This window comes from Aeromonas bestiarum (assembly GCF_028751155.1).
GTDB lineage: Bacteria > Pseudomonadota > Gammaproteobacteria > Enterobacterales > Aeromonadaceae > Aeromonas > Aeromonas bestiarum.
Genome location: NZ_CP064746.1, coordinates 1,875,271 through 1,889,409, shown reverse-complemented (window position 1 = coordinate 1,889,409; position 14,139 = coordinate 1,875,271). Strand labels below are relative to the sequence as shown.

13 protein-coding genes are annotated in these 14,139 nt (G+C 64.4%); 1 reads left to right on the top strand and 12 read right to left on the bottom strand.

The window, feature by feature from the left end:
• Positions 1-33: 33 nt before the first annotated feature.
• The 3 genes from IU367_RS08805 to IU367_RS08795 form a co-directional block, all read right to left on the bottom strand.
• On the bottom strand, positions 34-1,842 hold the full coding sequence (locus IU367_RS08805) for a M3 family oligoendopeptidase (RefSeq protein WP_274454059.1): 1,809 nt from the start codon (positions 1,840-1,842) through the stop codon (positions 34-36).
• A 155-nt stretch (positions 1,843-1,997) separates the two neighbouring features.
• Positions 1,998-3,776 (bottom strand): M3 family oligoendopeptidase, encoded by a 1,779-nt coding sequence (locus tag IU367_RS08800; RefSeq protein WP_274454058.1) that lies wholly within the window; start codon positions 3,774-3,776, stop codon positions 1,998-2,000.
• Between the two features lie 180 nt (positions 3,777-3,956).
• Positions 3,957-4,874 carry a DUF808 domain-containing protein gene (locus IU367_RS08795; protein WP_274454057.1) on the bottom strand — a complete coding sequence of 306 codons (918 nt, stop codon included), beginning with the start codon at positions 4,872-4,874 and terminating at the stop codon, positions 3,957-3,959.
• 186 nt (positions 4,875-5,060) lie between these two features.
• Between IU367_RS08795 and IU367_RS08790 the strand changes: the two genes are divergently transcribed.
• Positions 5,061-5,663, top strand: coding sequence for a DUF924 family protein (locus tag IU367_RS08790; RefSeq protein WP_274454056.1), 603 nt, complete (start codon positions 5,061-5,063; stop codon positions 5,661-5,663).
• A 68-nt stretch (positions 5,664-5,731) separates the two neighbouring features.
• Here the strand turns inward: IU367_RS08790 and secF are convergent, their stop codons facing one another.
• From secF to hinT, 9 genes are all read right to left on the bottom strand, one after another.
• Positions 5,732-6,646 (bottom strand): protein translocase subunit SecF, encoded by a 915-nt coding sequence (gene secF, locus IU367_RS08785; RefSeq protein WP_172955328.1) that lies wholly within the window; start codon positions 6,644-6,646, stop codon positions 5,732-5,734.
• Between the two features lie 115 nt (positions 6,647-6,761).
• Positions 6,762-8,564, bottom strand: coding sequence for a protein translocase subunit SecD (secD, locus tag IU367_RS08780; RefSeq protein WP_103470543.1), 1,803 nt, complete (start codon positions 8,562-8,564; stop codon positions 6,762-6,764).
• Between the two features lie 157 nt (positions 8,565-8,721).
• Positions 8,722-9,195, bottom strand: a complete 474-nt coding sequence (locus tag IU367_RS08775; RefSeq protein ID WP_052449190.1) for a hypothetical protein — start codon at positions 9,193-9,195, stop codon at positions 8,722-8,724.
• 107 nt (positions 9,196-9,302) lie between these two features.
• Positions 9,303-10,160: a DUF6279 family lipoprotein gene (locus tag IU367_RS08770; RefSeq protein ID WP_043141194.1), complete on the bottom strand. Its 858-nt coding sequence runs from the start codon at positions 10,158-10,160 to the stop codon at positions 9,303-9,305.
• Positions 10,161-10,272: 112 nt separating this feature from the next.
• Positions 10,273-11,106 (bottom strand): phosphotransferase, encoded by an 834-nt coding sequence (locus IU367_RS08765; protein WP_274454055.1) that lies wholly within the window; start codon positions 11,104-11,106, stop codon positions 10,273-10,275.
• Positions 11,096-11,692 (bottom strand): penicillin-binding protein activator LpoB, encoded by a 597-nt coding sequence (lpoB, locus tag IU367_RS08760; RefSeq protein WP_274454054.1) that lies wholly within the window; start codon positions 11,690-11,692, stop codon positions 11,096-11,098. Before lpoB ends, IU367_RS08765 begins: the two co-directional genes overlap by 11 nt.
• The gene (locus IU367_RS08755; RefSeq protein WP_043141200.1) at positions 11,692-12,084 is read right to left on the bottom strand and encodes a YcfL family putative periplasmic lipoprotein; all 393 of its coding nucleotides are present in this window, start codon (positions 12,082-12,084) and stop codon (positions 11,692-11,694) included. Before IU367_RS08755 ends, lpoB begins: the two co-directional genes overlap by 1 nt.
• A gap of 69 nt (positions 12,085-12,153) precedes the next feature.
• Positions 12,154-13,578, bottom strand: coding sequence for a COG3014 family protein (locus IU367_RS08750; RefSeq protein ID WP_274454053.1), 1,425 nt, complete (start codon positions 13,576-13,578; stop codon positions 12,154-12,156).
• Entirely contained in the window at positions 13,578-13,928 is a 351-nt protein-coding gene (gene hinT, locus IU367_RS08745) for a purine nucleoside phosphoramidase (protein ID WP_042869695.1), read from the bottom strand. The genes IU367_RS08750 and hinT overlap by 1 nt, the downstream gene beginning before the upstream one ends.
• Positions 13,929-14,139 lie beyond the last annotated feature (211 nt).

Below are 14,139 nucleotides of genomic sequence, written 5' to 3'. Positions count from 1 at the left end.
TGCCCGGCGGCGCCTTCACGTGCCAGAGTCCCCTTAGCCGCAGGTCTGCTCGAAGCGATCCACCGCTGCCGCCACCAGCGCCATGCTGCCCTGCCAGAAGGCAGCCTCGCGGATATCCTGACCCAGGTGTTTTGCCACCAGATCTTCGGCGCTCATGCGGCCGGTATCGCGCAGCAGGGCGCGATACGCCCCGGCCACGTTCGTTTCCCCCGCCGCCTGACGGCTCATCAACTGCTGATAGACCCCCAGGCTGAACAGATAGCCAAACAGATAGGGATAGTTGTAAAACCCGAGCCCGGCGATGGAGAAGTGCGCCTTGGCCGCCCAGAACATGGGGTGGTAACGGCAGAGGCTCCCCTCATACCAGCGGCCCCACGCCTCGTCGGTCAGGGTCTTGAGCCGCTCAGCCGACACATAGCCCTGTCCGCGGGCGGTCACCAGCGCCTGTTCGAAGTCGAAGCGGGCCGGAATATTGACCAGGAAGGTGGCGGCGCCGTCGGCCTCGGCCCAGGCGATGGCCTGCTGCTGCTCCTGTGTCTGCGCCTGTTCGAACAGGGCGCTGCGCACCAGGGTCTCGGCGAAGATGGAGGCAGTCTCCGCCAGCGTCATGGGGTAGCTGCGCTGGCTCATGGGCAGATCGCGAATGAGCCAGTTGTGCCAGGCGTGACCCAGCTCGTGGGCGAGCGTGATGACGTTGTCCATGGTGCCGGCATAGGTGATGAAGACCCGCGGCTCCACCGGATCGGCAAACTTGGTGCAGTAGGCACCGGTACGCCGGTTCGGGCTCGGCGCCGCATCGATCCAGCCCTTCTCGGCCATCATGCGGGCAAACTCCCCCATCTCGGGATCGAAGCGGGCGAAGGCCTCGGCGATGATCTCGATGGCCTCCTCGAACGGGATCTCGCGGCTGCTGGCGGCCGGGGGCGGTGCAAACAAGTCCTCCGGCCCCAGATCGTCGATGCCGAGTCGCTTCGCCATCAGCCCCAGCGCCCGCTGGCCCAGACCCCGGGCGTGATAGGTTTCGGCCATGAGGGTATCCAGGGTGGTGCGCTCTATGTGGCTCTGATGGCAGGAGAGATCCAGCGCATCGAGCACACGCTGCTTGCCGCGCTGGCGCGAAAGCTCCAGCCGCCAGCCGTTGAGGGCATTGAGGATGGCCGCCACCGTCTCCTGCTCCCCTTCCCAGCCGGCACTGATGGCGTCGAAGGCTTCCCGGCGCAGGGCCCGTACCGGGCTGGATAGCAGGTTGCTGGCCTCGGCCAGTCCCATCTCGCGGCCGTCGATCACGAGGCGGATCTTGCCCACCAGATCGTTGTAGAGGTTGCCCCAGGCGTGCAGCCCGTCGGTGCCAAGCCCGATCACCAGCTGCTCTGCCTCCACCGGCAGGCGCTGATCCTGCAGCCGGCGCTCATGGCGCAGCCGGTAATCCTCTTCTCCGAGCAAGGGATCCAGCATCAGCCGCTCAAACTCGGGCTCGGGCAGTCCCAGCATCAGATCTTCCACCGGGGCCAGGGTCTTGAACAGATCGGCGTTGAGGGCGCGGGCGCGGGAAGCCAGCTGCTTGGCGAGCACATCGCGGGCGTCCTGACTGCCCTTGCAGGCCGCCAGTATGGCGACGTTCCAGCCGATATTGCGGATCCGCTGGGCCCGCAGACGCACTTCGCGCAAAAAATCGGGCAAGGCGTCGGCGTTGCCCAACACCTGCTCAAGACCGTCGATAAAACCGGCAAGCTCGGCGAGGTTGGCTCGGGCCAGGCTCATGTCCGCGTCCAGCTCGGGGCAGTCGAGGGCGGGATAGATATGCTGGTTGTGCCACTGTTGTGGGTAGATTCGTTGCTGCATCAAACGCTCGTCATCAATATCAGGGGGCAGAGGCTGCCCTGGGTGAAATGCGCGTGGCTGGGCCGCTGCGGGCCCGCCACGAAAGAAACAGGGGCCGCCGGGGCGACCCCGAACGGCCGGTCTGATCAACCCGTGCGATCAGATGGGCCAGCCCGTCACACCAGTCGCTCGAGGCGGTCGACCGCCTCCTCCACATAGCGCAGGCTCTCCTGCCAGAAGGCGGGTTCGCGAATGTCGACCCCCAGGTGTTTCTCCACCAGATCCTCGGCGCTCATGCGGCCCGTGTCGGTGAGCAGCGCGCGATAGGCCTGGGCAAACTCGCCCCCGGCCCGCTCCTTCTGGGCATAGAGCCCCAGGCTGAACAGATAACCGAACAGGTAGGGGTAGTTGTAAAACCCGAGATCGGCGATGGAGAAGTGGCACTTGCTGGCCCAGAACAGCTCGTCGTACTGGCTGAGAGTGTCACCATACCACTGCTGATGCGCGGATTTCATCATCTGCCGCAGCTGGCTTGCCCCCACATAGCCCTGCTCCCGCGCCGTCACCAGCGCCCGCTCGAAGGTGAAGCGGGCGGGGATGTCGAGCAGCAGGCTGGCGGCGCGCTCCCCATCCAGCCAGGCGATGGCCCGGCGCGGCTCCATCTTGTCGGTGGCGGCCAACAGGGCATCGCGCACCAGGGCCTCGGCAAACAGGGAGGCGGTCTCGGCCAGCGTCTTGGGGTAGTCGCGCTGCTCCAGCGGCAAGTCCCGCAGCAACCAGCTGTGCCAGGCGTGCCCAAGCTCGTGAGCCAGGGTGATGAGGTTGTCCATGGTGCCCTCGAAGGTGAGAAACACCCGAGGCTCGGGGGGATCGGCATATTCGGTGCTGTAGGCACCGCTGCGCCGGTTTGCGCTGGGGGCCGCGTCAATCCAGCCCTTGTCGGCCATCATGCGGGCAAAGGCCCCCATCTCGGGGTCAAAGCCGGCGAAGGCATCGGCCACCAGGGTCAGCGCCTGCTCGAAGCTGAGCGAGGCCGGAGTCGCGGCGGGCGCCGGGGCATAGAGATCCCAGGGGGCAAAATCGCTGATCTGCCGGGCGCTGGCCATGGCGCGCAGGGCTCGCCGCCCCAGCGTCTTGTGGGCGTCAGCCTCGGTCATCAGGGTATCCAGGGTGGCGCGCTCGATATGGCTCTGATGACAGGAGACATCCAGCGCATCTAGCCTGTGCACCTTGCCACGCTGGGCGGCGAGCTCGTTGCGCCAGCCGTTGATGGCGTTGAGGATGGCGGCCACCGTCTCCTGCTCTGCCTGCCAGGCGGCCTGAATACCGTGCCAGGCGCTGGCACGACGCGCCCGTTCCGGGTGGGCCAGCAGATTTTCCGCCTGGGCCAGCCCCATGGGCTCTCCGTCCACGACCGGCCTGAGCCGGCCCACCAGGCCGTCGTAGAGATCCCCCCAGCCTTGCAGTCCATCCACTCCCAGCCCCGCGATCAGCTGTTCGCTCTCCAAGGAGAGCCGTTGATCCTGCTGACGCCTGTCGTGACGGATGGCATAGGCCAGCTCGAACAGCTCGGGATCCTGCAACAGGGCCCGCACCTGCCCCTCGGGGGCGCTTGCCCAGAACAGGGCCACAGGTTTGCTGAGCTGGGCCAGGGTCGCCTGCAACTGCTGACCACGGGAGAGCAGCGCACGCGCCGCTTCGTCGCGACCATTGCGACTAAGCCGGTTATAGGCATAAGTCTGGCTGTTCCAGGCCAGCCGGCAAACGTCGGTCCAGCAGGATCTGATGGCCCGCAGCAGGTGGCGCAAGGCATTAATGTCGGTGGTCTTGGGCAGTTCATCCAGCAAGTGCTGCAGGCTGTTCAGGGTCTCGCGGGCACGCTGGAAATCAGCGTCGATCGCCGGGCAATCGGGGGCGGCATAGATGTGATCATCCAGCCAAACGGGTGGGTTCATGATAGTCCTTGTTTGTTTGCATCCATGTCATGTGGCCCCGCCTCTGTGGGCTGGTGCCAGTTCGGATAGTACGAAGGGGACCGGCACTTGCCCAGCCCCCATCCGAGTCAGCAAACAAGACGAACAATCACATCTGCGACGGCCTCTGTCGGCCGTGTACAAACAGTGGACAGACCGCCGTTATTTGGCGGGTTTGAGTTTGCTCACCAGGGTCATGGCCAGCACCAGCACCATGCCCGCCACCACACCGGCCACGGCGTTGAGCAGGGTCGGCGTCACCGCGGCCAGCACGGCGCCCACGGACGGCAAGGTGGCAAGGGCGGCGGCCGCAGCTTCAACCAGGTGATGGGCGAAGGGCCAGCCATGCACCAGAATGCCGCCACCCACCATGAACATGGCGATGGTCCCCACCAGTGCCAGCAGGTGCATCAGACGGGGCGCCGTCACCAGCAGGCCCCGCCCCACGGCGCGGCGCAAGGGGCCGCCATCGGGCTTTTGCAGCAGGTGCAGGCCGATATCGTCGAGCTTGACGATTAGCCCCACCAGGCCATAGACCCCGACCGTCATCAGCAGGGCTATGCCCGCCACCACGGAGATCTGCAGGCCCAGGCTGCTGCCCTGCACTGTGCCGAGCGCGATGACGATGATCTCGGCAGAGAGGATAAAGTCGGTGCGAATGGCCCCCTTTATCTTTTGCTGCTCGAAAGCCACCAGATCGTCCGGCACCGGGCCCCTGTGTTGCTCGCTCTCTGCCGCCTCGTGGGGCAGAAACTTGTGGGCCAGCTTCTCCGCCCCCTCGAAGCAGAGGTAGGCGCCCCCCAGCATCAGCAAGGGGGTGATGAGCCAGGGCACCAGGGCGCTGATGGCGATGGCGGCGGGCACCAGAATAAGCTTGTTGCGAAACGACCCCTTGGCCACGGCCCACACCACGGGCAGCTCCCGCTCGGCCCGCACGCCGGAGACCTGCTCGGCATTGAGGGCGAGATCGTCCCCAAGCACGCCGGCGGTCTTCTTGGCCGCCACCTTGGTCATCAGGGCCACGTCATCAAGCACGCTGGCAATATCATCGAGCAGGGCCAACAAACTGGTTCCGGCCATATCAGGCATTCCTCATCTCAGTGGAAACATCCCCCGGGCACGCAGGCCATCTCGCCGGGCAGAGGGGGGTCCTTATTTCAGGCAAAAGATGGCACAGTGTAACGAGAAGCCGCCCGTTAGGCAGCAACCACATCAGGGTCAATTGGCCTTGTTTCACCCCGAGTCCCCCCGGCTCAAGGAGTTCCCATGCAACCCTGGCAATCTCTGCTCGATTTCTGGTTTGGCGATGACGCCGACGACGCCACCCGCGCCAAACGGCAAGCCCCGCTCTGGTGGGGAAAAAGCAGCGAAACCGATGCGCTGATAACCAGCCGCTTTGGGGCGCTGGCCGAAGCCGCCGCCACTGGCTCTCTGGCCCACTGGGCCGAGGTACCCGTCGGCCGGCTGGCGCTGATCCTGCTGCTGGATCAACTGCCACGCAACATACATCGCGCCACGCCCGGCGCCTTTGCCCAGGACCCGCAGGCCCGGGATCTCTGTCTGAAGGGCCTGTCGCTGGGGGCAGACAAGGCGCTCTCGCCGCTGGCGCGGGTCTTCTTCTACCTGCCGCTGGAGCATGCCGAATCGCGCGAGCAGCAAGTCCGCAGCGTGACCCTGTTCGAGACGCTGGCGGCCGAGCAGGCCGGCAGTCCGGCGCAGGCCACCTTCGCGGGCTTCACCGATTTTGCCCGCCGCCATCAGGTGATCATCGAACGCTTTGGCCGCTTCCCTCACCGCAACGCCATACTTGGTCGCACCAGCACGCCGGAGGAGGCCGAATTTTTGCAGCAACCTGGCTCCGGTTTCTAGGCCAGCCGCAGAGACAAAAAAACGGGCCCGATGGGCCCGTTTTGCATGCAGGGAGTGGACAAGGGGCATCACGCCGCCTCTGCCAGCTCCTCCTCTTTCTTTTGGTAGGCCTGGGGCGAGAGACCCAGCAGCTCCTGCACTGTGGAGGCGACCGTGATGGAGGAGATGGTCCCCACCAGGATGCCGGCGAACAGGGTGAAGGCGAAACCGTAGAGGGCATCGCCGCCGAACAGCAGCAGGGCGCCCACGGTAAAGAGGGTGGTGCCCGAGGTGATCATGGTGCGGCTGAAGGTCGCCTTGATCGCCACGTCCGAGCAGTCGTGGATGGAGAGCTTGGTGCGTGAGCTCAAGATGTCCCGCAACCGGTCCGAGATGACGATGCTGTCGTTGAGGGAATAGCCGATCACCGCCATCAGGCCGGCGATCACGTTGAGGTCAAACTCGATGTTGAACAGCGCCAGCAGCCCCATGGCCACCAGGCCGTCGTGCAGCACAGACACCAGGATGCCGATGGCCTGACGCCACTCGAAGCGCACCGCCAGGTAGGCAGAGATGGCCAAGGAGGCCACCAGCACCGCCAGCATCCCCTGCTGGAACAATTCGGCACCCACCTGAGGGCCGACTATGGTGGTGCGCAGCAGCTCCACCGGCAAGTTGAGCTGTTGACCCAGCATGACTGCCAGCTCCTCGGCTGGCCAGGGCAGCTCGTGGGGTGGCAGCTTGATGAGCCACTCCCCCGGGATGCCGGCGCCGCTCAGCTCGACCGCCCCTGCCAGCGGGGCGCTCAGCAGGGCGTTCAGTTCATGGGCCTCTTTCAGGGTCTGGATGCGAAACTCCAGCAGTATACCGCCGGTGAAATCGAGCCCGAGCGACAGCCCGTTGATGGCCAGCACGGCTATGCTCGCCACCGTCAGCAGCACGGAGATCCACAACCCGATGTAACGCCAGCGGGTCAGGCCCATGGCAACGATCATTCTCAACATAGTTTTATCCTCGACAACAGCTGACTCGGGCTTCCCGCCGGGAAGCGCGTGGCGCAGGCGCGGAGCAGGCTCGAACGCGCGGCGCTATGGCACAGAGTGAATGCAGGGGTCACGGTCACACCCTCAGCAGCTTGTCGCTGCTCTTGCCCCACAGGGGGTTGATGATGGCGCGGGTGCCCCAGATGCCGGTCACCATGCTGGAGATGAGACCCAGGATCAGGGTGATGGAGAAGCCCTGCAGCGGGCCCGAGCCGATGGAGTAGAGCACCACGGCACAGATCAGGGTGGTGATGTTGGCATCGAAGATGGTGCGAAACGCCGAGCGATAGCCAAAGTCGATGGCGTTGGCGAGACTCCCCCCTTCCCGCAGGCGGTCCTTGATCCGCTCAAAGATCAGCACATGGGTATCCACCGCCATGCCGACCGTGAGCACCAGACCGGCGATCCCCGGCAGGGTCAGCACGGCCCCCGGCAGCACCGCCAGCATGCCCACCTGCATCAGCAGGTTGGCGATGAGCGCCGTGATGGCGACCCAGCCGAACTTGCGATACCAGGCCATCATGAACAGCATCATGCCCGCCATGCCGAACGCCAGCGCGGTGAAGCCCGCTTCTATGTTCTGCAAGCCCAGGGTCGGGCCGATTGAGCGCTCCTCCAGGATCTTCAGCGGCGCCGTCAGGGCACCGGCCCGCAGCAGCATGGCCAGCTCCTGGGCCTCTGGCAGACTGCCAATACCCGTGATGCGGAACTGGTTGCCGAGCGCCGTCTGTATGGTGGCGACGTTGATCACCTCGCTCTGGGCGCGCAGCTTGCCCTGGGCGTTGGTCTTGTATTCGGTGAAGACGGTGGCCATCGGCTTGCCCACGTGCTGGCGGCTGAACTGGTTCATCTTGCTGCCACCCAGGCTGTCGAGCACGATATTGACCTGGGGTTGGCCCATCTCGCCCATATTGGCGCGCGCATCGACTATGTGCTCACCGCTCAGCACCGGCTTGCGGGCCAGACCGACGGCCTGACCGCTGCGATCCGCCATGAAGAAGCGGCTGTCGGCCTGGGCCTCGTAGAAGGCCAGCGACGCGGTCGCACCTATCACTTCCTTGGCCTGCTTGGGATTGTGCACCCCGGGCAGCTCGATGCGGATGCCATCCTGACCCTGACGCTGGACCGAGGCCTCGACGATTCCGAGCTCGTTGATCCGCTTTTTCAGGATTGACAGGTTCTGGGTCACGGCGTTGTTGGCCAAGAGGGTGCGCTCGGCCTCGCTCATCACCAGCCGCAGCTCGTTGCCGCTGCGATTGAGTTGCCACTGATCCTGGCGGGTGCCGGCGGAATCCTTGATGATGTTGAGCCAGGGCGCCTGATCGGCCACCTCGGGCAGGGTGACTCTCACCTCCCCTTCGCTCACCCGGGCCACGTTGGCGCCCCGCAGGCGCGCCTCGCGGAACTGGGTGCGCAGCATGTCCACCAGGTTTCTGGTCTGGTTGTCCACCACGAAGCTGAGATCGACCCCGATCAGCAGCTGGGAGCCGCCGCGCAGGTCCAGCCCGAGCTTGATGGGGGCGGCGCCGAGCTGGCTGATCCAGGTCGGGGCATTGGAGTAGAACTCCAGGGTCAGGGCCGCGCTGTCATAGCCCTGCTGCTCCAGCAGCTGCTTGGCCCTCTGCTGTTCGGACTGGCTGTTGAACACCAGTTCGACCCGCTCTTTCTGTTGCACCTGTTTGACCGGCGCTATCTGGTTGTCGGCCAGCAGGGTGCGCTGTGCCTCGGTCAGGCTGGTCTGGCCGTGCAGGCCAAGGGAAGGCTGCTCACCGAAGAAGGTGGGCAGGGAGTAAAACGCGAAGGTGAACAGCATGAGCAGCAGCAGGGCATACTGCCACATGCTCATGCGATTCAGGGTGGTACGACTCTTTTTTCTCATGGCAAAAGCCTCTGTCAGGAGAAGGCGGCGCACTCGCCCCCCATGGCGGGAGCGGCACGCAAGAAAATACAAATGAGACTGGGCGCCCGTTCACGCGCGGTGAGCAGGCTTTACAGGAGACGATGAGGCAGTGCAGCGAGGCCGGACCCCATCGGGATCAGGCGAGATAACTCTGGGAGAAGCGGTATTGCAGGTGTTGGCGTTGCAACCTGTGCCGGTGAATGGTGGCAAAGCGGTCGCGGAAGCTGTTTTTGGGGTAGAAGAGCGCCGCATAGAGCAGCAGGCCGCACAGCAGCAGCAGGATCGCCTGCTGTGACCAGCTCATGATCAGCTCGTAGACGACGCTGCCGGGCTGGTGATCGCTGCGCAGGGAGTGTTCGAGCCGCAGCAGATGATTCTGATGGGAGCCGACAAACTTGACGACACCGTCGTCGCTGTCGCTGGCACTGTGGATCACCAGCAGGGTATCGGACTGATCGCCCGTGCCGGCATCGCTCATCACCTGGCCAGGCTGGGAAGCGGCCTGAGGCGCGGATACCTTGAGCCCCTCCACCGAGACGGTAGAGAGCAACAGAGTGAGCGAGATGAGCAGTGTCATCAACGCCAGTTTCACTTTGTCCAGCAGGCTCAAAAAGTTAATTCCCAAATAATAGAAAGGGCAAACTACCACAGGCACCCAACAAGGACAAGGGCGGCAGGGCCGTCAAGCCTCGCACGGCGCCCTGCCGAAAACGAAACTCACCCCTGTGACATCTGCCTGAAATCGCGGGCATAGCCCTTGAGCAGAGTGTAGAGATGGGCACGCTGGGAGATGTCCAGCGACTGGCTCAGGGCACTCAGCCAGTTGACGGTGCGCTGGCGGGATTGATCCGTGTAGCCGGTGAAACGGCCATCCATGAGTCCATCCCCCTGCTGCAACAGGGCGGTGAGCTGGGCGCCGAAGTCCGGGCTCTGGCGCTGCTGCATCAGCCTGTCCAGCTCCCTGGTCCAGGCGGTCTGAAACTCCAGCCAGGGGGCCTGCAGCTCGTACTGCCACTCCACCCACTGGGCCACCAGCGGCGCCTGGGCCGGCTTCACCTCCCCGATCCAGAACACCAGCCGCTCGTTCATCTTGCCGGTGAACTCCTTGAGCAGCTCGGCCTTGGGCTGGCGGGCAAAATCCTGCTCCCGCTCGGTCTGCCGGCTCAGCCTGTCCTTCATGAACATGGCCACCTGCTCCTCGGTCAGGGTACGGGCCAGCCGCACGGCGCGGGGAACCGTGTTCTCCAGGGTGCGGGTCAGGCTCTGCTGGGCCGCATTCAGATGAAGCGAGACCTGGGCCGGGCTCATGGGGCTCGCCACCGCCCTGGCCAGCGCATCCAGATCATCGGCGTAACGGGGCACCTCATACTGGCGGTGCCAGGCCATCAGCCCCTTCACCTCGTTGTCCAGCAGCCGCTTCTGGCTGCGATCCAGCGAGAAATAGTCATCCAGCTGCCAGACGATGGCCACGTCCAGCCAGTAATAGACCACCCGGGTGGAGCAGCCCACCAGCAGCAGACAGATCAGCAGCAGGCTCCAGCTGCGGGGTTGACGCCAGGAAAAGGAGGTCACCATGCACTACTCCCAAGGTTGACGAGTTGATGATTCATATCGATCTGATCCTGCCTATGCCAGCGTTGATACGCAGCGATTCGTGTCGAGCAACACCTGCCCCCCACCACCGGCCCTACTCCAGCCGTTGACGATTCGTGTCGATCAGGGCCTGGTAATCGGGCCCGGGGGTGTGCTCGGCCATCAGCAGCGCCCACAACAAGCCTATGTAGTCGACCCAGGGCAGGAAGGCCTGGCTCTGAAAGCCCCGACTTCCCAAACGCGCCCCTGCCCGCTCAAGATAGCCGCTCTCCAGCGCCTCTCGCTGGCCGTCGTCCCAGCCGTGGGTGCGCTGTATGCTGGCCACCTCGAAACCGGGATGACCGGCGGCGCCATACTCCCAGTCGATGACCCAGGGCCGGGTTCCCAACAAGTTAGCCGGATTGAGATCATGATGGCAAGGGAGCCAGCAATCGGCCGGCTCGCGACTGGCCAGCAGTCCCCGTTCCAGCGCAGGCAGCCAGTCAGGGATCCGGGCCAGACGGCCGCGATAACCGGCGGCATGAGCCCGCACCGCCATCACCACGGCGGGCACCGGCAACCGGTGCAGCCGTACCAGCACCTCGGCCAGCAGACCGGGCTGCTCGGCGGGGGACGGGGGCGCCTCGGCCCAGTTGGGTTCATCGCACCAATCCAGCAGCATCAGGCCGCTGGCGGGATCGCTGTGATGACAGGGCAGCGCCAGCCCCTGCCCCATGGCTCCCCGATAGAGCTGCCACTCGGTCGCCCGATCGATACCGAGCCGACAGGGATCCGGATGACCGAGCCGCAAAAAATGACTGCGCCCCGAGGGGAGGCGCAGTCGATAGTTGCAGTTGGTCAGGCCACTGGCCAGCGCTTCCAGCCGCCCCGAACGCCAGGGGGCCGGCAGGCTGGCCAGCAACTCCAGCTCCGCCAGATCACCAGCCAAAGGTGGATTTCTTCGCCTGTTTGCGGATCTCTTTCTGATCGGCCCACAGCAGTTCGCTGTTTTGCAGATCCATCAGGTTCATGGTCATCTGGTAGTAGACATCCTTCACCTTGCCGTTGTCCTTGACGATGCTGGCAAGGTTGCCATAGACCATGTAGCGGGCCCCGGTCTGCTTGCCCAGACGCACCATGGAGGCGGGATCCACCATGCCGCTGCTCTGTTGGTATTCGAGCTGCTGCTTGACCGCCGCCACCTTGCTCATGTCGACGAAGCGGAACTTGCCGGCTCGCAGCAGCTTGGTGCGAATGGTGTCCGTGATGGCCTCGGTGTCGATGTGCTCAGAGGTCTTGTTGCGGATGGAGTCCATGAACATCACCGGACGACCGCCCGCGGTGATCTCGCTGGTGGCCGGCGAGGCGAGCATGGAGTCCGCCATCTTGTCGGCAATGGCCTGCAGATCCGATGAGCCGTAGTCCACTGTCACCGTCTCGGTTTCGGTCGGATCGCCATAGCTGACGGTGGTGCTGGAACAGCCGCCAAGCAGCAGGGCGCCGGTCAATATCAGCAGGGCATGATTCATTTTCATCAGTAGGATTCCTCAATCACTTCGCGTACGTAAATCCGGTATCCCCGGGCGGCCGGGCTCGGCGCCAGGGCAGAGAGGGTGCGGGTCTGATAGCCGTGCAGCTTGATGGGGGTCCAGCCGCGGCCATCGCTGGCCACCTCCTGCCCCGCCTCATCATACCAATAGAACAGGTATTGCAGCTTGTTGTCACCGCGCTGGGTGCTGGCCGCCGCCACATTGACCTGCAGCAGGCCGTTTTGCTCGCGCCGGCTCAGCTCGGTCAGGGTCACATTGACGTTTTGATGTTGCTCCGCCACCGCCGCAGCTCCCGCCGCGCCATAGAGCGCCACGCCGGAGGTATTGGTGGCGCAGCCGGTCAGCAGCATCACCAGGGCCAAACCGTATGCTTTCATCTTGATCTCCTTAGCCGGCAGGCCATCTGGGCCCGACCGTCAGTCATGGGTGTCATGGTCCGGGCGCGCTTAGAGCGGCATCACCCGGGTCGTCAGGCCGGCACCGAGCCGCTGCACCCACACCAGGGTGGTACGCCCGCCGTGAACGGTGAGCGGCAGGGTGCGCATGGCGCTGCCCGCCCCCAGGGTGAGCTGCACCTCGCCTGCCGGCAGCATGCTCTGCCAGCTGGATGCCTGGGCCGGCAACGTCAGCCAGCTGCGGGTATCGGCCCGCTCCGAGAGGGTATTGAAGATACCGACCAGAATGTTGCCCACATCGCCCCCCTCCTTGGCGGCGGTGCGCCTCAGCTGCTCCTTGGTCACCAGCCGCAGCGCCTGACGGGTCAGCATGCCCGGCAACCGCTCCTGCAGATCCTTGGCGGCCAGCGCCTCCAGCCGCACCAGCTCGCTGGTCTGCTCAACCCGCTTGCCCACCGACACCGTCAGCGGGCCCGTGTTGCTGGCCCGGTTGTCGTAATAGGGCACGGCCACGGTAAAGGTACGAAAATCGCCGCTGGAGGTGGAGATGGGCAGCGGCAGGAACAGCTCGCGCCGCGCCGGGATCAGCCCATCTTCAAACAGCACCACCAGCTGCCCCTGATTTTTGGTTAAAAGCGGCGCCTTGCGACCCAGCTTCTTCTCGGTCTCCTTGAGCTCATCAGGGGAGCCGCGCAGCCGCGCCAGGCGCAGCAAGGCATCCTGCAGGCTCTGGTTGTCCGGCGCTATCTGGTAGCCACGCTGATAGTCGACCCAGGCATCGTTGAGATCCCCGGCCGCCTCATAGAGCACGCCGGAGAAATAGAAGGTGTAGGCGTTCTGAAAACCGTTTTTCACCTGGCCTATCAGCCGGTCGAGATCCGGTGCCCCGCGCGACATCAGCTGGCGCATCTCCCGCTCTGTACTGGCTTCGGCCCCTTTCTCTCTGGCCTTGTTTACCTCCCCCGCCCGCGCCTTGAGGGCACGCTCCTGCACCTGATTGGCCCGGCGCACCTCCACCAGGGCGCCGTCGGCATCTCCCCGCTGCAGGTAGTTGAGGGCCAGATAGTGATGCAGCATGGTGCGCTCATAATCCGGCGTCAGGTAGGCCATGCTCTGATCGTTGGTGAGCAGGCTGCCCGCCTGACCCAGCCCCTGGCTCAGCCGGTATTGGGCCTGATTGTCTTCCCACTCGAGGCGGCTGTCGGCGGCGGCGAAGGCCTGCTTGCTGCCCGCATCCTGAGCGGCCAGCCAGGCGATGCGGCCCTGCTCGAGCCGGTCCAGCACATAGGTGTCATCCCCCAGGGTGGATTCGCGCACCTCGGGCAGCGCCTCGGCGGCATGCCCCAGCAGCAGCTGGTTGCGCAGCGGCACCATCTGATCGGAATAGGAGACGAACATGTCCTGCCAGTGGGAGGCGCAGCCCCCCAGCAGGGCACTGGCCAGCAGGAGGCCGGCCAGACGGGGAAAGCGGTGCATCACAGGCAGAGCAGCGGCCCCAGGGATTGACCCCCTACCAGATGCATGTGGATGTGATAGACCTCCTGCCCGCCATGGCGATTGCAGTTCATGATCAGGCGATAACCATCCTCGGCGATCCCCGCCTCGCTGGCCAGCTTGCGGGCCACGGTGAACATGCGACCGAGGGCCAGCTCATGTTCGGCTTCCACGTCGTTGACCGTGGGGATCAGTACGTTGGGAATGATCAGGATATGGGTCTTGGCCTTGGGCTGGATGTCCCGGAATGCGGTCACCAGATCGTCTTGATAAAGGATGTCGGCGGGGATCTCTTTACGGATGATTTTGCTGAAAATGGTTTCTTGCGCCATGGATAACTCCTTTATATGAAAAAGAAAATTCAACACCAACCTCAAGCGGCTCCCGAGGTGGCCATCAGGGCCCGCCAAGTGTGACACAAGCCGACATTTGACACAGCCGTTGTCCCATTCTCTTCAGTTATTGTTAAAAATACCGATAGCCGGAAGACGTCAGATGGCGTCGCTCGCCCAGGGTGGTAGCAGGGTATCAAATGGACGGGGT